This window comes from Streptomyces sp. NBC_00038 (genome assembly GCF_026343635.1).
Classification (GTDB): domain Bacteria; phylum Actinomycetota; class Actinomycetes; order Streptomycetales; family Streptomycetaceae; genus Streptomyces.
Genome location: NZ_JAPELQ010000001.1, coordinates 4,148,666 through 4,166,418, shown reverse-complemented (window position 1 = coordinate 4,166,418; position 17,753 = coordinate 4,148,666). Strand labels below are relative to the sequence as shown.

Annotated in this window: 17 protein-coding genes and 1 tRNA gene; 11 read left to right on the top strand and 7 right to left on the bottom strand. The window is 70.0% G+C overall.

Annotated features, from left to right (window positions below):
- The first annotated feature begins 215 nt into the window (after positions 1-215).
- Together OG219_RS18925 and OG219_RS18920 are read left to right on the top strand one after the other, a co-directional pair.
- A complete protein-coding gene (locus tag OG219_RS18925) occupies positions 216-1,394 on the top strand; it encodes an SUKH-4 family immunity protein (protein WP_266828074.1) in 1,179 nt (392 codons plus the stop codon).
- 29 nt (positions 1,395-1,423) lie between these two features.
- Positions 1,424-2,200: a hypothetical protein gene (locus tag OG219_RS18920; RefSeq protein WP_266828073.1), complete on the top strand. Its 777-nt coding sequence runs from the start codon at positions 1,424-1,426 to the stop codon at positions 2,198-2,200.
- Here OG219_RS18920 and OG219_RS18915 read toward each other — a convergent pair.
- Positions 2,172-2,243: transfer RNA gene (locus OG219_RS18915), tRNA-Cys, on the bottom strand. The two genes, OG219_RS18920 and OG219_RS18915, sit on opposite strands and share 29 nt — an antisense overlap.
- Positions 2,244-2,494: 251 nt before the next feature.
- On the opposite strand from OG219_RS18915, the gene OG219_RS18910 reads away from it, so the two are divergent.
- From OG219_RS18910 to OG219_RS18880, 7 genes are all read left to right on the top strand, one after another.
- Positions 2,495-2,851 carry a hypothetical protein gene (locus tag OG219_RS18910; protein ID WP_266828072.1) on the top strand — a complete coding sequence of 119 codons (357 nt, stop codon included), beginning with the start codon at positions 2,495-2,497 and terminating at the stop codon, positions 2,849-2,851.
- Between the two features lie 188 nt (positions 2,852-3,039).
- Positions 3,040-4,479, top strand: a complete 1,440-nt coding sequence (locus tag OG219_RS18905; protein ID WP_266828071.1) for an MFS transporter — start codon at positions 3,040-3,042, stop codon at positions 4,477-4,479.
- 47 nt (positions 4,480-4,526) lie between these two features.
- Entirely contained in the window at positions 4,527-4,718 is a 192-nt protein-coding gene (locus OG219_RS18900; protein ID WP_266828070.1) for a hypothetical protein, read from the top strand.
- Positions 4,715-5,089 carry a type II toxin-antitoxin system death-on-curing family toxin gene (locus tag OG219_RS18895; protein ID WP_266828069.1) on the top strand — a complete coding sequence of 125 codons (375 nt, stop codon included), beginning with the start codon at positions 4,715-4,717 and terminating at the stop codon, positions 5,087-5,089. The genes OG219_RS18900 and OG219_RS18895 overlap by 4 nt, the downstream gene beginning before the upstream one ends.
- 117 nt (positions 5,090-5,206) lie before the next feature.
- Positions 5,207-7,012: a DEAD/DEAH box helicase gene (locus OG219_RS18890; RefSeq protein WP_266828068.1), complete on the top strand. Its 1,806-nt coding sequence runs from the start codon at positions 5,207-5,209 to the stop codon at positions 7,010-7,012.
- A 465-nt stretch (positions 7,013-7,477) separates the two neighbouring features.
- Positions 7,478-8,119 carry an IclR family transcriptional regulator gene (locus tag OG219_RS18885; RefSeq protein ID WP_266828067.1) on the top strand — a complete coding sequence of 214 codons (642 nt, stop codon included), beginning with the start codon at positions 7,478-7,480 and terminating at the stop codon, positions 8,117-8,119.
- Between the two features lie 205 nt (positions 8,120-8,324).
- A complete protein-coding gene (locus tag OG219_RS18880) occupies positions 8,325-9,113 on the top strand; it encodes a S16 family serine protease (RefSeq protein ID WP_266828066.1) in 789 nt (262 codons plus the stop codon).
- Positions 9,114-9,195: 82 nt separating this feature from the next.
- Here OG219_RS18880 and OG219_RS18875 read toward each other — a convergent pair whose 3' ends face one another.
- The 5 genes from OG219_RS18875 to OG219_RS18855 all read right to left on the bottom strand — a co-directional run bounded on the left by OG219_RS18875 (position 9,196) and on the right by OG219_RS18855 (position 13,424).
- Positions 9,196-10,083, bottom strand: coding sequence for a glycine betaine ABC transporter substrate-binding protein (locus OG219_RS18875; RefSeq protein WP_323183350.1), 888 nt, complete (start codon positions 10,081-10,083; stop codon positions 9,196-9,198).
- Between the two features lie 80 nt (positions 10,084-10,163).
- Positions 10,164-11,018: an ABC transporter permease gene (locus OG219_RS18870; RefSeq protein ID WP_266828064.1), complete on the bottom strand. Its 855-nt coding sequence runs from the start codon at positions 11,016-11,018 to the stop codon at positions 10,164-10,166.
- On the bottom strand, positions 11,015-12,292 hold the full coding sequence (locus OG219_RS18865) for a betaine/proline/choline family ABC transporter ATP-binding protein (RefSeq protein WP_266828063.1): 1,278 nt from the start codon (positions 12,290-12,292) through the stop codon (positions 11,015-11,017). The genes OG219_RS18870 and OG219_RS18865 overlap by 4 nt, the downstream gene beginning before the upstream one ends.
- Positions 12,285-12,932 carry an ABC transporter permease gene (locus OG219_RS18860; protein ID WP_266828062.1) on the bottom strand — a complete coding sequence of 216 codons (648 nt, stop codon included), beginning with the start codon at positions 12,930-12,932 and terminating at the stop codon, positions 12,285-12,287. Before OG219_RS18860 ends, OG219_RS18865 begins: the two co-directional genes overlap by 8 nt.
- Before the next feature lie 21 nt (positions 12,933-12,953).
- Complete coding sequence (locus OG219_RS18855) at positions 12,954-13,424, bottom strand: Lrp/AsnC family transcriptional regulator (RefSeq protein ID WP_266828061.1); 471 nt, start codon at positions 13,422-13,424, stop codon at positions 12,954-12,956.
- 122 nt (positions 13,425-13,546) lie between these two features.
- On the opposite strand from OG219_RS18855, the gene hppD reads away from it, so the two are divergent.
- A complete protein-coding gene (gene hppD, locus OG219_RS18850; RefSeq protein ID WP_266828060.1) occupies positions 13,547-14,692 on the top strand; it encodes a 4-hydroxyphenylpyruvate dioxygenase in 1,146 nt (381 codons plus the stop codon).
- 17 nt (positions 14,693-14,709) lie between these two features.
- Here the strand turns inward: hppD and OG219_RS18845 are convergent, their stop codons facing one another.
- The gene (locus OG219_RS18845) at positions 14,710-16,242 is read right to left on the bottom strand and encodes a lipopolysaccharide assembly protein LapB (protein WP_266828059.1); all 1,533 of its coding nucleotides are present in this window, start codon (positions 16,240-16,242) and stop codon (positions 14,710-14,712) included.
- A 92-nt stretch (positions 16,243-16,334) separates the two neighbouring features.
- On the opposite strand from OG219_RS18845, the gene OG219_RS18840 reads away from it, so the two are divergent.
- A complete protein-coding gene (locus OG219_RS18840; protein ID WP_266828058.1) occupies positions 16,335-17,750 on the top strand; it encodes an FAD-binding oxidoreductase in 1,416 nt (471 codons plus the stop codon).
- Positions 17,751-17,753: the final 3 nt, after the last annotated feature.

Genomic DNA, 17,753 nt, shown 5'->3' with positions numbered 1-17,753 from the left:
GCGAACCGGGTGATTCCGGGCCGGGGATCGGTCCGTGCCCGGGCGTTTCCGGTCCGTTCCCTGCCTCCGCCCTGCCTCTGCGTCGTCTGTGCCTGCGTGTTTCCGGCGTTGTCAGTGGTGCGGCGTATGGTTCTGGATTAGTGGGAACTGCCCGTGGACGACGGGGCGTTCCTTGCTCGGGGGAAGCACGATGCGTTCACATGCGCGGGGGAGCCATGAGCACGACTGACACCGATGTCGGCGGCGCGATCACACTGACCGACGACGAGTTGTATCCGTACATCACGCACGACGGGACGCGGCGCCGGCTGTCGGGCCCCGGACTGCCCTGCGAGGGCACGCTGGTGGGGTTCGGCACGCTGCGGGAGCACGGGCTGCGCAGGGTCGCGGACCTGGCGGGCGACGCGGAGCGGCTCGCGGGGGAGCTCCAGGACCAGTTGGTCATAGGGGCGCTGCGGAGCTTCGACAGGGACCTCGAGTCGATCGTCCTCGACGGGGCGACGGGGAAGGTCTCGACGGCGCACTTAGACCCGAACCCGACACCGGTGGACCTCTCGCCGCTGGCCCCCTCCCTGGAGGCACTGCTGCGCTTCGCGGCGGCCACGGAGGATCTGACGGCTTCCCGTGGGCAGTTCGCGTCCCAGCGGGCGGGGTTCGGTCCGAAGGCGGTCACAGAGGTGTCGGACCGGCTGGCCGCCGTCTTCGAGGGGGCGGCGGGCGAGGAGGTGCCGGCGTTCTGGAGGATGGCCGCGCTGATCAGGCCGCTGGCCCGGATCGCGGGCCCCGGTGAGGGACTCGTCCTGGACCTGTCGAAGCGGCTGCTGGACGAGGAGTTCGGCACGGGCGAGATCATGCGCTTCGAGGACGTCGACTTCCCGACCGCGCTCACGCACGAGCCGACGCGCCGCTTCCTGCGCGAGACGGGCCTTCCGGAGGACGGCTTCGTCTTCCAGCTGGACACGGAGGTGCCCCTTCCGGCGCTCAGCGAGTACTACGCGGACGAGCGCCCCGGCGACTTCACCGCCGACCAACTCCCGGACGCCGCCGACCGTTTGATACGCCTCGGCCTACTGCTGGAGGACACGAACCTCGTCGTCGACGGCACCACGGGCGCCGTCCTCGCCTGGAGCGAACCGGACCTCACCCTCCGCCCCCTCAACGCCGACATCTCCACACTCGCCTTCACCCTCTGGCTACTGCACCGTGAAAAGTCCCTGGACGCGGCCCACGACCTCTCGGAGGCCTACGAACAACTCGCCGCCACCATGACCCAGACCCTCGCCACGGTCGACCCCCTCGCCTGCGACCCGACCCCGGCCGCGCCCGGCGACGACGGCTGGCGGTACTGGCCGGAGATATTCGAGGACCGGGCGGTCGGCTCGCTGTACGCGTAGGCGGACTGTCGCACCGGAATGAACAGGCCATGATGGACGGACAAGCCATGGAGGACGCGCGGCGGTGGCTGGCCGATCGCGGCGTCAGGCAGGTCGGCGACGGTTGGGTCGACGCCGAGGCCCCGGACCAGCTGCTCACGGCCAACGAGGTCGCCCATTCCTGGTCCGGCGAGGTGTTCGCCGACGAGTGCTTGGACGGCGCCCACCAGGTGCGGTTGGCGTTCGGGCTGCTGGACCTACTCGACGACTCCTGGGTGACTTGCGAAATCCGGTTCGCGGACCAGGGCGCGGGTGGCCCCCTACCGGCCGACGTGCTCTGGGACGGCTATCGGCGGCGCCTGGAAGCGGACAGGGACGCCGAGGCCCTGACCTACTCACTGTGGGTCGACTGGTTCGAGGACCGGAGTACCGCTGCGAGGGCCTTCGCCGAAGTGCTAGGTGACGACATCGGCCGGGTGCTGAACGATGCACCGGACGCCCTACTTCGCCGAGCCCGCCGCGTCCTGGCGTGTTCGGGCCCGGTTCCCTGGCCGGCGAAAGAGGCAGCGTACGGCTCCGCCGCACGCCTCCCAGCGCTGCACCCGGCCCTCTTCAAGGGCCTGTTGGCGAGCTACCACGACGTCTACGGCGAACTGGAACCCACCACCGCGCTGGCTCTCCTCGCCCAACTGAGCCTCCCGGCGGACACCCCCCACCTCGCGGAACTGCGTTCCGTTCTCGCCGCGGGGCACGAGAACCACCACCGCAGTCCCGGTGCCTGGGACAACGCGCTCATTGAGGCCGTGGCGGGAATCGAACCCACGTAACTCGCTTTGCAGGCGAGTCCCTAAACCACTCGGGCACACGGCCGTTCTCAGGTGCGGCACGGCTCACTCGTTCCGAACCTGATGGGTTGACCGTAGGCGGGGGTGTGGGCGGGGCTCAAGGGGTGGGCGGGCGCTGCAATGGGACTGCCATGTGCCGTTCATGAACGGGCGGGTGGGCGGTCGGGAGTTGTGGCGTTCAGGGCCTCGTGTGGAGGCGACACTTCCGCGGACGTCACCCTTGTCCGGGCGGCTGAGTTGTGGCTGACTGGCGTCGGCGCCGCCGGGGGAGTGGGCATGGGCAACTGGGCCGTGATCTCGCAGTACGAGTCCAATGACGCGTACATCACCAAGGTCATCTGTCGTGGGCGGGAAACGAAGGCCCATGCGCTGGAGGAACTCCGGGCCGTCCTCCACACGTACCTACCGAACAAAAACATCGTCGAGCAGTGGCGTCACGTGTACCGCTTCGCCGACCAGGAGTCATACCTGGTGGTGATCAAAGGCATGATGTCGACGTGGCAGTGCACCCTGCGCATCGCGGAGCTGATCTCGGACTCGACCGACCCGGCCGTGGCCGAGCGGGCGCAGCTGGAAGGCGGCGCGGCAGAGGTGGCCGACGGGCCGCAGGACCGGATCCCGCCTGGCGGCTGAGCGGCGGGCCGGACTCCGCTCGGGTCGGTCGCTTGCGGAACCGCCGCCGGTGTGTTCAGCCGCAGCCACGTCGGCGCAGGAGTAGTAGTGCTGATCCCCCGTAAGCGGTGGTCGTACGACCAAAGGCTCAGTCGATCACGGACTCCGGACAGGGGTCAGGGTGGGTTGTGACCCTTACGCTGGCGGGCATGACAACACTGGGTGCACGGGATGCCGCGACGGTTCCGGCAGAGGGCGGGTCCGGTGCCGACGACGGTGTGCTGGGGCGGGCCTATCGGGCGCTCAGTATCGGGATCGTGTCCGTTGTGCTGCTCATCGCGTTCGAGGCGACGGCGGTCGGGACCGCTATGCCGGTGGCGGCGCGGGAGTTGGACGGGGTGTCGTTGTACGCCTTCGCCTTCTCCGGGTACTTCACGACCAGTCTGTTCGGGATGGTGCTCGCCGGGCAGTGGTCGGACCGGGACGGGCCGCTCGCCTCGTTGACCGCCGGGATATCCGCCTTCGCCGCCGGGCTGCTTCTGTGTGGCACCGCGGGGGCCATGTGGCTGTTCATCCTCGGGCGGGCGGTGCAGGGGCTCGGTGGCGGTCTGGTGATCGTCGCGCTGTACGTGGTCGTGGGGCGGGCCTATCCCGAACGGCTGCGGCCCTCGATCATGGCGGCGTTCGCCGCGAGCTGGGTGATCCCGTCCGTGGTCGGACCGCTCGCCGCGGGCGCGGTCACCGAACACCTCGGCTGGCGTTGGGTGTTCATCGGGATACCCGTCCTGGTCTTCCTGCCGCTCGCTCTCGCGCTGCCTCAGATACGGCGGCGGACGGCCAGACCGGAGGGGGCTGAGAAGGGGCGTGTGCGCTTCGACCGGCGGCGGATCCGGCTCGCGCTCGGGATCTCGTGCGGGGCCGGGATTCTCCAGTATGCCGCTCAGGATCTGACCTGGTTCTCCCTCGTCCCCGCCGTCGTCGGCGCCTCGCTGCTCGTTCCCGCCGTTCTCGGGCTGCTGCCCCGTGGCACCTACCGGGCGGCGCGCGGACTCCCGTCCGTGGTGCTGCTCCGGGGGGTCGCGGCCGGCTCCTTCATCGCCGCCGAGTCCTTCGTACCGCTCATGCTGGTCACCCAGCGGGGGCTGTCGCCGACGCTCGCCGGGTTCTCGCTCGCGGCGGGCGGCGGGACCTGGGCGCTGGGGTCCTACATCCAGTCGAGGCCGCGTGCGGAGCCGTACCGGGAGCGGCTGATGTTCCTCGGCATGGTGCTGGTCGCGGCCGCGATCGCCGCCGCGCCGAGTGTCCTGATCCACTCGGTGCCCGTGTGGATCGTCGCCGTGGCGTGGGCGTTCGGCTGCCTGGGGATGGGGCTGGTGATCGCCTCGACCAGCGTGCTGCTGCTGCGCCTCTCGGCGCCGGAGGAGGCCGGTACCAACTCGGCCTCGCTGCAGATCTCCGACGGTCTGGCCAATGTGGTGCTGCTGGCCGCGGGCGGTGCCGCGTTCGCCGCGCTGGGCGGGGGTGCGGTGAGTCACGCGGCCACTTCGGTGTCCGGCTCGCATCCGGCTGCCTTCGCGGCGGTGTTCCTGCCGATGGCGGGGGTGGCGTTGGTGGGGGCTTGGGTGACCACGCGGGTGCGGGAGCGGTGATCGTAAACCGGTCGAAACCGGCTGGCGTCGTGCCCTAGGTTCCTCGCATGGAACTTCGCCTCGATCCCACCCTGGAGCGGGCTCTCGCCGACCTCGCCGACGCGCAGGACCGTCTGCCCGAGGAGATCGCGGAGGAAGCCGTACGCAGGTATTTGCGGGAGGAGGGCGCGCTCGTCCGCTCGCTTGCCACACGGTTGGCGGCCGAGCACGCCGAGCTGCTGCGGAGGTTGGGCGAATGACCCGCCACCTCACCGTCGCCGAGGTGACGGACCTCGCCGCGGTCGCCTTCGGCGGGCGTATGCCCGAGACGCGTGAGCCGGGGCTGCTGGCCTCAGCCGTGCATCGGCCCCGTGCCCGCATGCTCGGCGTCGCCGCCTATCGGGACCTGCACGAGCAGGCCGCCGCACTGTTGCACGCCGTCGCCACCAATCACCCTCTCGTCGACGGCAACAAGCGAACCGCCTGGTTGGCCGCCGCGACCTTCCTCGCCGTGAACGGGGTCGATCTCGCGGCCTGTGACCAGGACACGGCGTACGACCTGGTCATCGACGTGGCCTCCGGCGAGGAGAGTGACATCGGTGTGATCGCGGAACGCCTGCGCGCGATGTGACCTGAGTCCCATCCACGGGTGACCCGGCGTCGTCCGCGCGATGACGCGTGCGGGGCGCCGGTAGGGTGGCCCGGTTGTCATACGTAGCCGAGCCGCTCGACCCCACACACGGAGACCGTGACTACCACCGCCGCCAGTGCCGCTTCCTCCTCCCACCACCTCTCACCCGCCTTTCCCGGCCGGGCCCCCTGGGGTACCGCCGGCAAGCTGCGTGCCTGGCAGCAGGGGGCGATGGAGAGGTATCTCCAGGAGCAGCCACGCGACTTCCTGGCCGTCGCCACGCCCGGCGCAGGCAAGACCACGTTCGCGCTGACGCTCGCGTCCTGGCTGCTGCACCACCATGTCGTGCAGCAGGTGACGGTGGTCGCGCCGACCGAGCATCTGAAGAAGCAGTGGGCGGAGGCGGCCGCGCGGATAGGGATCAAGCTCGATCCCGAGTACAGCGCGGGGCCGCTCAGCAAGGAGTACCAGGGCGTCGCCGTGACGTACGCCGGTGTCGGTGTGCGGCCCATGCTGCACCGGAATCGGGTGGAGCAGCGCAAGACCCTCGTCATCCTCGACGAGATCCACCACGCCGGTGACTCCAAGTCCTGGGGCGAGGCGTGCCTGGAGGCGTTCGAGCCCGCCACGCGGCGCCTCGCGCTCACCGGTACGCCCTTCCGGTCCGACACCAACCCCATCCCCTTCGTGACGTACGAGGAGGGGCGGGACGGGATCCGGCGGTCCTCCGCCGACTACACGTACGGATACGGGTCCGCTCTCGGCGACGGAGTCGTCCGGCCCGTCATCTTCCTCTCCTACAGCGGCAACATGCGGTGGCGTACGAAGGCGGGCGACGAGATCGCCGCCCGGCTCGGCGAGCCCATGACCAAGGACGCCATCTCGCAGGCCTGGCGCACCGCTCTCGACCCGCGCGGCGAGTGGATGCCGAGTGTGCTGCGCGCCGCGGACCAGCGGCTGACGGAGGTGCGCAAGGGCATCCCGGACGCCGGTGCGCTCGTCATCGCCTCCGACCAGGAGTCGGCCCGCGCCTACGCCAAGCTCATCCGCGACATCACCGGGACCAGGGCGACCCTCGTCCTGTCCGACGACACCGGTGCCTCGAACCGCATCGACGAGTTCAGTCACAGCGACGACCGGTGGATGGTCGCGGTGCGCATGGTGTCCGAGGGTGTGGACGTGCCGCGGCTCGCCGTCGGTGTGTACGCCACCACCATCTCCACGCCCCTCTTCTTCGCACAGGCCGTCGGACGCTTCGTGCGTTCCCGGCGGCGCGGCGAGACCGCCTCCGTCTTCCTCCCGACCGTCCCCGACCTCCTCGGCTTCGCCAACGAGATGGAGGTCGAGCGCGACCACGTCCTCGACAAGCCCAAGAAGGAGGGCGAGGACGAGGACCCGTACGCCGAGTCCGAGAAGGAGATGGACGAGGCGAACCGGGAGCAGGACGAGGACACCGGGGAGCAGGAGCAGTTCTCCTTCGAGGCGCTGGAGTCCGAGGCCGTCTTCGACCGGGTGCTGTACGACGGCGCCGAGTTCGGCATGCAGGCCCACCCGGGGAGTGCGGAGGAGCAGGACTACCTGGGGATTCCGGGGCTCCTCGAGCCCGACCAGGTCCAACTCCTGCTCCAGAAGCGGCAGGCGCGGCAGATCGCGCACAGCCGCAAGAAGCCGGACGAGGAAGCGGACCTTCTCGAACTGCCCGCCGAGCGGCGGCCCGTGGTCTCCCACAAGGAGATGCTGGAGCTCAGGAAGCAGCTCAACACCATGGTCGGCGCGTACGTCCACCAGAGCGGCAAGCCGCACGGTGTCATCCACACCGAGCTGCGGCGCGTGTGCGGTGGCCCGCCGAGCGCGGAGGCGACGGCGGGGCAGCTGCGGCAGCGGATCGCCAAGGTGCAGGAGTGGGCCACGCGGATGCGGTGACGCTGGGCGCTTTGCCTGTGCGGTGAGGGGTGCGGCGCCTCTCCTGGACCGGGGTGCTTGTACGTGTCTGCGCGGGGCGTGTGGCCTGGGACCCGGCGTTTGGTTGCTTGTACACGCCGGGGCGTTCTTTCGGGGATCGGCGTGTGTTGTGGCGTGTGCGCTCTGTGTACGGGTCGTGCACGCCGGGTGGCGGGCGCCGTGCGAATCAGGGCAAACGAAATCAGTCCGTACCAGCGAATGCCCGGATTCTGGACGGTGCCTTCCGCTGAGCGAACCGGCTCGCTACTGTCCCGCTACGCACACGCCCCGTGGCAGCGCCGCCGCGGAGCGCAGCCGTGAAGCGACTCCGCCCGGGAGAACCGGGTCGCCAGCCGACCGGCGGCCTCTGAAGCGCGTCGCCGACGGGACTCGGTGTCGCAACCGCCGCGAGGGGGCCGTCGACCTCACCACTAAGGAGTGGGCGTCGTGACCGCGGAGACCTCTCAGACGCTCGACCGGGGACTGCGCGTCCTCAAGCTGCTCGCCGACACCGATCACGGGCTGACCGTCACCGAGCTTTCGAACAAGCTGGGAGTCAACCGGACCGTTGTGTACCGGTTGCTTGCCACGTTGGAGCAGCACGCTCTCGTACGGCGTGATCTGGGCGGCCGTGCCCGGGTCGGGCTCGGGGTGCTTCGGCTCGGGCGCCAGGTGCATCCGCTGGTGCGGGAGGCCGCGCTGCCCGCGTTGCGCTCGCTCGCGGAGGACATCGGGGCGACGGCTCATCTCACGCTGGTCGACGGGAGCGAGGCGCTTGCCGTCGCGGTTGTCGAGCCCACGTGGACGGATTACCACGTTGCCTATCGTGCCGGGTTCCGGCATCCGCTGGACCGGGGGGCTGCGGGGCGGGCGATTCTTGCCGCTCGGCAGGCGCCGGTGGGGGAGTGCGGGTTCACTTTGACGCATGGGGAGTTGGAGGCGGGGGCCAGTGGGGCCGCGGCTCCTCTTGTCGGGGTTACCGGGGTGGAGGGGAGCGTGGGTGTGGTGATGCTTGCGGACTCCGTGCCGGAGCGGGTGGGGCCGCGGGTGTTGGATGCGGCTCGGGAAGTGGCGGATGCGTTGCGGTGAGCGTGGTTGAAGTTGTGCTGGGCGTGGGTTCACTGGTGCCCGGCGTGGGGGCTGAGGTCGGGTGGGTGCGCAGCCCGGCGCTTACGGGGTGCCGCTGTGCCCACCCGTGCCGCCCCTAGCGGCACGCATGCCCACAGCGAGGACGGTTGTAGCGGCACGCATGCCCACAGCTGGGGCGGTTGCAGCCTCACGTTAGATTGACCCCGTGCTCTCTCGCCTCACGCGTCCCCAGGCTGTCGCCGTCTGCGCTCTCCCCGTCGTGGCCCTGTTCGCCACGGCGGTGTTCGCGCCCTTGCCCTTCTCCGTGGCGCAGCCGGGGATGACGGCGAATGTTCTCGGGGAGAACAAGGGGGACCCGGTGATCACGATCACGGGTGCGGCCACGCGTGAGACGAGTGGGCAGCTCCGGATGACGACGATCGAGGCGACGGGCCCGGACGCGAGCGTCGGCCTCGGGGACGTACTCGATGCCTGGTTCCGTACGGACCAGGCCGTGATGCCGCGCGACTCGGTCTACCCGAGCGGCGACAGCGTCAAGGAGATCGAGCAGCACAACGCGGACGAGATGAGGCAGTCGCAGGACACGGCGGCCGAGGCGGCGCTCTCGTATCTGGGCGAGAAGGACGACGTCAAGGTCACGCTCAAGCTCGCCGACGTCGGCGGGCCCAGCGCAGGCCTGCTTTTCTCCCTCGGCATCGTCGACAAGCTGGACGGCGACGGCAGCGGCGGCGACCTCACCGGGGGCCGCAGCATCGCGGGTACGGGCACGATCGACGCCGACGGCAAGGTCGGCGCGGTCGGTGGCGTCGCCCTCAAGACGCAGGCCGCCCGGCGCGACGGCGCGACGGTTTTCCTGGTCCCGGAGGCGGAGTGCTCGGACGCCCAGTCGGAGCTGCCCGAGGGGCTGCGGCTGATCCCGGTGACCACCCTCAAGGGAGCGGTGGATTCCCTGGTGGCTCTCGAGAAGGGGACGGGCTCGGTACCGAGCTGCTAGCCCGCGCAAAAGCATCAGGCCGAACAAGGCGTCAGGCCGAACAAGGCGTCAGCCCGCACGACGAGTCAGCCCGCACGACGCGTCAGCCCTCCTTCACGAACCCTTCCTCCTTCATCCAGTCCAGCGCCACCTGATGCGGGTCCTCCCCGTCCACGTCCACCTTGGCGTTCAGGGTCTGTGCCACGGTGTTGTTCAGCTTCTTGGTGATCGGGTCGAGGACTCCAGCGATCGCCGGATACTTCTTCAGGGCCTTGGAGTTGATCTCGGGGGCGACGTTGTAGTTGGGGAAGAACTTCTTGTCGTCCGCCATCACCACCAGGTTCATCGACTTGATGCGCCCGTCGGTGGTGAACACCTCCCCGTAGGTGCAAGTCCCCTTCGCCACCTGGGTGTAGATGATCCCGGTGTCCATCTGAGTGATGTTGCCGGTGGGGATGCTCATCCCGTACGCCTTCTCCATGCCCGGCAGCCCGTCCGCCCGGTTGGCGAACTCGCTCTCCACGCACAGCGTCACCGCGCCCGGGTCCGACTTGGCGAGCGCGGCCACGTCGGAGAGCGTCTTGGTGCCGTACTTCTTGAAGTTGGACTGGTTCATGGCGAGCGCGTAGGTGTTGTTGAGGGTGGACGGCGGCAGCCAGGTGACGCCGTTCTTCGCGTCCGCGTCGCGGACGGCCTCCCACTGCTTCTGCGGGTCGGTGATGGGCTCGCTGTTGCCGAGGTACGTGATCCAGGCGGTGCCCGTGTACTCGTACATGCCGTCCGCGTCGCCGCTCTTCACCGCCTCGCGGGCGCCGATCGAACCCTGGATGCCCGTGCGGTCGAGCACCGACGCGCCGGCCGCCTGGAAGGCGATGCCCATGATCGCGCCGAGGATCAGCTGCTCGGTGAACTCCTTGGACGTCACCGTCAGATCGGCGCCGTCGAGGGGTTTGCCCTGGCCGATGGATCCCGGCTCGACGTCGTCGACCATGGGGGAGCCGCTGGTCAGTCCGCAGCCGGAGGCGAGCACCAGAGCCCCGGCCAGCACCAGACACGTACGCCTCGCGCCCCTCACGACTCCACCTCCAACCCCCGCGGCCGAAGCAGCAGTTCGGCCAGCGAGGCGAGCCAGTCCACGAGCAGTGCGAGGGCCACCGTGAGGACCGAGCCGAGGACGAGGACCGGCATGCGCTGGGTGGTGATTCCGGTGGTGATGAGTACGCCGAGACCGCCGCCTCCGCCGAAGGTGGCGAGGGTCGCGGTGCCCACGTTCAGGACGAGCGCGGTGCGGACGCCCGCGAGGATCAGCGGGACGGCCAGCGGGAGTTCGATCCGGGACAGGACGCCCATCGGCGACATGCCGATGCCGCGCGCGGCCTCCAGAAGCGTCGGGTCGTTCGCCTTCAGGCCCGCGATCGTGTTGGAGAGAACCGGCAGGACGGCGTAGGCGATCATGCCGATCAGGGCCGCCTTCTCGCCGATGCCCAGCCAGATGACCAGGAGCGCGAGGAGGCCGATGGCGGGGGTGGCCTGGCCCATGTTGGCGAACGTCATCGCGATCGGGGTCGCCATCCGGAACGCCTTGCGGGTCAGCAGGATGCCCAGCGGGATCGCGATGATCAGCACGAAGAACGTGGAGATCACGGTCAGTTGGATGTGCTGCCGCAGCGCCTTCCACACCAGGTCGCCCGCGATCGCGTTCTCGGAGATCGAGTCCAGGTCCGCCTGCTCGAACCAGAGCCAGGTGGCCAGGAGCACGGCCGCCAGGAACGCCGGCAGGAAGGTCAGCTTCTGCCAGCTGATCCGGCGTTTCACCGTGGCGGCCGGCGGCGGAGCCTCCTGCTCGGCCGCGCCCTCGTCACGGAAGGCGAGCCCCTTGACCTCGTGCTCGCCCTCGGGCCGCTGCTTGGACGGGGGAGTGTTCACGCCTTCGCCTCCCCGCCGCCTCCGCCGTCGACGCCTTCCTGCTCGAAGTGGGTCTGCTGGGCGCGCGCCTCCTCCAGCTCGTGCTGGTGCTCCATGGCCTCCAGCCGGTCGGCCTCCAGGAGTTCCTGCACGGAGTTCATCAGCGTCTCCATGTCGACGACGCCGATGTACTCGCCGCGCCGTCCGGTCACCGCGACCCGGCCCGTGTTGTCCGTGAGCACGGCCTCCAGGGCGTCCCGCAGAGTCGCATCCCTCGTCACCGTGTCGTGCACCAGCGTGCCCGCCCGCGCCAGCGAGCCCTTGGCCCGCATCAGGTCGCCGCGCCGCAGCCACTTGTAGGGGCGGCCGCGTTTGTCGAGCAGCAGGATCTCGTTCGTGCCGCTGGAGCGGAGCTTGTTGAAGATGTCCTGGAGCGGGTCGTCGACGGTGATCGTCGGATAGTCGGTGATCTCGACATCCCGTACGCGGCTGAGGTTGAGCCGCTTCAGGGCCGCGCCCGCGCCCACGAACCCGGACACGAAGTCGTCGGCCGGGTTGGTGAGGATCGCCTCCGGGGTGTCGAACTGCGCGATGTGCGAGCGCTCGCGCAGCACCGCGATCCGGTCGCCGAGCTTGATCGCCTCGTCGAAGTCGTGCGTGACGAAGACGATCGTCTTGTGCAACTCGTGCTGGAGCCGGATCAGTTCGTCCTGGAGATGGTCGCGGGTGATCGGGTCCACGGCACCGAAGGGTTCGTCCATCAGCAGGACGGGCGGGTCGGCGGCCAACGCCCGGGCCACGCCCACGCGTTGCTGCTGGCCGCCGGAGAGCTGACGCGGATAGCGGCCGCGGAACTCGCCCGGGTCGAGCCCGACCAGGTCCAGCATCTCCTCGACCCGCGACTTGATCCTCGACTTGGACCAGCCGGTCATCTTCGGTACCAGGGCGATGTTCTGAGCGACCGTCATGTGCGGGAAGAGCCCGGAGGACTGGATGGCGTACCCGACCTTGCGGCGCAGCTTCACCGGGTCCATGTCGGTGACGTCCTCGCCGCCGATGCGGATGCGCCCGCCCGTCGGCTCGATCAGCCGGTTGATCATTTTCAGGGTGGTGGACTTGCCGCAGCCCGACGGGCCCACGAAGACGACGAGTTCGCCCGCCTTGATCTCCATGTTGACGTTGTCGACGGCCGGGTCGTTGCTGCCCGGATAGCGCTTGGTGAGGTTCTCCAGCTCGATGGTGGCGCCGGACGTGGACGCGGCCTCGGCAGCGGAGTTCTCGGCCGTCTCAGACACGGATCCCCCTCGGGATGGTCAGCCGCCCGATGAGGACGTACGCGGCGTCGAACAGCAGCGCCAGGATGATGATCCCGAGCGTCCCCGCGAGCACCTGGTTGAGCGCGTTCTTGCTGCCCAGGGAGCCGATGCCGCGGAAGATCTCGTTGCCGAGGCCGGGCCCGGAGGCGTACGCCGCGATGGCCGCGATGCCCATCAGCATCTGTGTGGAGACCCGGATACCGGTGAGGATCGGCGGCCATGCCAGCGGCAGCTCGACCCGCAGGAGGCGCGTCAGACGCGACATCCCGATGCCCTTCGCCGCGTCCACGAGGGAGGGGTCGACCCCGCGCAGGCCGACGATCGAGTTGCGCACGATGGGCAGCAGCCCGTACAGCGTCAGCGCGATGACGGTCGGCGGGACGCCCAGTCCGACCACCGGGATCAGCAGACCGATCATGGCGAGCGACGGGATCGTCAGGATCATGGAGGTGGTCGTGGTGGCCATGCCGCCCGCCCAGTCGCTGCGGTAGGTGACGACACCGATCACCACGCCGATGACGGTCGCCACGACCATGCACTGGAAGACCGCGCTGGCGTGCTGGTACGCGTCCGTGAGCAGCTGCTGGTGGCGGCTGCTCAGGTACTCCCAGAAGTTCACACCAGTCACCCCCGTCGTCGGTCAGTGCTCGGTCGCCGCCTGTTCCACCAGCGGGATGATCCGCAGCGGAACGGGGTTCTCCATGACGATCGCCGTGGAGGCCCGGACGATGCCATCAAAACCGACAACCCGGTCGATCACACGTTGGAGATCGGCGTTCGAGCGGGCGACGAGCCGGCACATCATGTCGCCGCCGCCGGTCGTCGTGTGCAGCTCCAGTACCTCGGGGACGGTCGTCAAGTGCGCGCGTACGTCCGCGCCTTGCCCCTGCCGGATCTGCAGGGTCGCGAAGGCCATGACCGGGTATCCGAGCGCCGTCGGATCCACCTGCGGCCCGAATCCGCGGATCACTCCATTCGATTGAAGCCGGTCGAGCCGCGCCTGCACGGTGCCGCGCGCGACGCCGAGCCGCCGGGACATCTCCAGGACGCCGATACGCGGCTCCTCGGCGAGCAGCACGATGAGCCGGCCGTCCAGATGATCGATCGCCATAGGGGCCTCCGGGGTGGTCATCTTGTACACAACGCCCGCTGAATCAGGCGATCGCATGAACAGAGTGCCCAGCGAATACGCAAACTATTGCGCACCTTGCGAAGCGGAGGGAGCCTGCGGACATGACTCAGACCACCCACCACACCCCCGAAACCGCGCGCGAGGCAGACCCCTTCCCGGTCAAGGGAATGGACGCGGTCGTCTTCGCCGTCGGCAACGCAAAGCAGGCCGCGCACTACTACTCCACGGCCTTCGGCATGCGGCTCGTCGCCTACTCCGGACCGGAGAACGGCAGCCGCGAGACGGCGTCGTACGTCCTCACCAACGGCTCGGCGCGCTTCGTCCTCACCTCCGTGATCAAGCCCGCCACCACCTGGGGCCACTTCCTCGCCGAGCACGTGGCCGAGCACGGCGACGGCGTCGTCGACCTCGCCATCGAGGTCCCGGACGCGCGTGCCGCGTACGCGTACGCCATCGAGCACGGCGCCCGCTCGGTCGCCGAGCCGTACGAGCTGAAGGACGAGCACGGCACGGTCGTACTCGCCGCGATCGCCACGTACGGCGAGACCCGGCACACCCTGGTCGAGCGCGCGGGCTACGACGGCCCGTACCTCCCCGGCTTCACCGCCGCCGCGCCGATCGTCGAGCCGCCCGCCCACCGCACCTTCCAGGCCATCGACCACTGCGTCGGCAACGTCGAACTCGGGCGCATGAACGAGTGGGTCGGCTTCTACAACAAGGTCATGGGCTTCACGAACATGAAGGAGTTCGTGGGCGACGACATCGCGACCGAGTACAGCGCGCTGATGTCGAAGGTCGTCGCCGACGGCACGCTCAAGGTCAAGTTCCCGATCAACGAGCCCGCCATCGCCAAGAAGAAGTCCCAGATCGACGAGTACCTGGAGTTCTACGGCGGCGCGGGCGTCCAGCACATCGCGCTCAACTCCGGCGACATCGTCGAGACGGTACGCACCATGCGCGCGGCCGGCGTCCAGTTCCTCGACACCCCGGACTCCTACTACGACACCCTCGGCGAGTGGGTCGGCGACACCCGCGTCCCCGTCGACACCCTGCGCGAACTGAAGATCCTCGCCGACCGCGATGAGGACGGCTATCTGCTGCAGATCTTCACCAAGCCGGTCCAGGACCGGCCGACCGTCTTCTTCGAGATCATCGAACGGCATGGATCGATGGGCTTCGGCAAGGGCAACTTCAAGGCGCTGTTCGAGGCGATCGAGCGGGAGCAGGAGAGGCGCGGAAACCTGTAGAAGCACGCTGCGCGGAGCTACGCCGAAGGCTTCTCCGAAGGCTTCGGCGAGGGCTCCTCCGACGCCTCGTCCGAGCCCTCCGCCTCCTCGGCTCCTTCAGCTTCCTCCGCCGACTCCCCCGGCCCCTCCTCCGCCGACGGCTCACCCAGCGCCTCCAGCGCCGCCTCGGCCTCCGGGACGAGCAGCGGCGAGAAGTACGGGTTGATGCGCAGAGCCTCGGCGAGGTGGCGGCGGGCCGGGCCGTACTGCTCCAGGGCGCGTTCGATCTGGCCGCGGTGGTAGGCGTACAGCGCACTGCGTACGGTGCCGCCGTGCTCCTTGTCCGTCGCCCTGGTGGCGAACCCGAGCGCCTCCTCGTGCTCCCCGGACCGGTGCAGCGCCCAGCCCAGCGCGTCCGCGACGGCGATCCCCCCGTGCCGCTTCCACTGATCCCGCAGCAGCCTTACGGCGGCCGCGGGATCGCCGTGGTCCGCCTCGAAGAGCCCGAGGACCAGCCCGTCGTCCACGCCCCCGGCGGCCTCCTGCCGCACCCGCTCCCGCAGCAGGTCGTACTGCACGCGCGCGGCCCCGTCGACGCCGAGCTTCTCGTACAGCTCGCCCAGCTCCAGCGCGTACCGCGGCTCGGGCCGCTTGGCGAGCGCCGTCTGGTACGCGCGCAGCGCCTCCGACGTGCGCCCCAGCGCCACCAGCGCGCGCCCCTGCCCGGCGAGGGCGCTGTGCTCGTCGGGGTCGGTGCGCAGCGCCCGCTGGTAGTAGCCGAGGGACTGCTCGCGGTCGCCGCGCTCCCAGGCCAGCTCGCCGGCCTGCTGGAGGAAGGCCGCCTGCTCGGTGGGGGTGGCCGCGCGCGCCGCCGCGTCGGCGACCGCGGCCGCCGCGTCCTCGCGCCAGCCGCGGTCCCAGTAGACCTGCGCCGCCCGCGCGGTCACCGTCGGCCCGGAGCGCAGCTCAAGGAGCTTGTCGAGGGTTTTCCGGGTGGCCTTGTAGTCGCCGAGGCCGGTGTACGCGTCGAGCAGCAGCGGATACGTCGTCCAGCGCTTCGGCGCCAGCTTCACGGCCGTCTCGCCCCACCGCTTCCCCGCCCGGAAGTCACCGCGGGCGTTGGCGAGCGCCGCGAGGCCGTCGAAGGCCTCCGCGTTCCCCTTCGGCCGGGCCTTCAGCGACGTACGCAGCGCCTGCTCGGCCTTCGGGTAGTACGCGGGCGTCGCCGTCCGCCGCCCCTGCTCCACGTACGCCCTGCCGAGGACGGCCCACGACTGGTCGTCGCGCGGATGGGCCCGCAGATGCGCCTCGCGGTCGCCGATGAGCGCCGCCAGATCGGGCAGCGCGGCGGGCACCCCGGTGCCCACCGCCGTCTGCGCCCGCGCCACCGGTCCCGGCGCGGGCGGCGTCGCGTCCCGCCCCGCCGAGGGCAGCAGCACCAGTACACCGCCGAGTACGATGCCTCCCGCGGCGGCACAGGCCAGCGCGCGCTTGGCGACGGGGGAGAAGCGGGACCCGGAGGGCTCGGGCTCCTTGGGCTGCGCGGCCGGTCGCTGCTCTTCGATCTCCATGCCGCTCACTGTGCGTCAGTACGAAGACCACATCACGGCACGCGTTGGGTGCCGCAGACGGGGTTCACACCGATGGCCCCGAGTGCGACGCTGTGATCATGAGCCGTATCGAAGCCCGACGCGACGAAGACGCCGCGGTGACGGGCAACCTCGTCGACCGTCTCCTCGCCGGCCTGCCGGCCGAAGCCGTCCTCACGGACCCGGACGTCACGGCCTCATATGCGAACGACATGGCGAGCTTCTGCGAGGCGGGCACCCCGGCCGTCGTCGTCCTTCCGCGCACCGTCGAACAGGTCCAGCACGTCATGCGCACCGCCACCGAGCTGCGCGTGCCCGTCGTCCCGCAGGGCGCCCGCACCGGCCTGTCCGGCGCCGCCAACGCCTCGGACGGCTGCATCGTGCTGTCCCTGGTGAAGATGGACCGGATTCTCGAGATCAATCCGGTCGACCGGATCGCGGTGGTCGAACCGGGCGTCATCAACGCGACCCTCTCCCGCGCCGTCAACGAACACGGCCTGTACTACCCGCCGGACCCCTCCAGCTGGGAGATGTGCACGATCGGCGGCAACATCGGCACCGCGTCGGGCGGGCTGTGCTGCGTCAAGTACGGGGTGACGGCGGAGTACGTCCTCGGCCTGGAGGTCGTGCTCGCCGACGGGCGGCTCATGACCACCGGCCGCCGCACGGCGAAGGGCGTCGCCGGGTACGACCTCACCCGCCTCTTCGTGGGCTCCGAGGGCTCGCTCGGCATCGTCGTACGGGCGGTCCTGGCGCTGCGGCCGCAGCCGCCCCAACAGCTCGTCCTCGCGGCCGAGTTCGCGTCGGCGCGGGCCGCCTGCGACGCCGTGGTCAAGGTGATGGAAGGCGGCCATGTGCCGTCCCTCCTCGAACTGATGGACCGTACGACGGTGAAGGCCGTCAACGACCTCGCCCACATGGGCCTCCCGGAGACCACCGAGGCCCTCCTCCTCGCCGCCTTCGACACCCACGACCCCGCCGCCGACCTCGCGGCGGTCGGCGCCCTGTGCGAGGCCGCGGGCGCCACCCAGGTGGTGCCGGCGGAGGACGCGGCCGAGTCCGAAATGCTGCTCCAGGCGCGGCGGTTGTCGCTCACCGCGCTCGAAGCGGTGAAGGGCACCACGATGATCGACGACGTGTGCGTGCCGCGTTCCCGGCTCGGCGACATGCTCGAAGGCATCGAGCGCGTCGCCGACAAGTACGCCCTGACCATCGGGGTCTGCGCGCACGCGGGCGACGGCAACACCCACCCCACCGTCTGCTTCGACGCCGCCGACCCCGACGAGTCCCGGCGCGCCCGCGAGTCCTTCGACGAGATCATGGCCCTCGGCCTGGAACTCGGCGGCACGATCACTGGCGAGCACGGCGTGGGCGTCCTGAAGAAGGAGTGGCTGGCGCGGGAGATCGGCCCGGTCGGCGTGGAGATGCAGCGGGCGATCAAGACGGCGTTCGACCCACTGGGGCTCCTGAACCCCGGCAAGCTGTTCTGACGT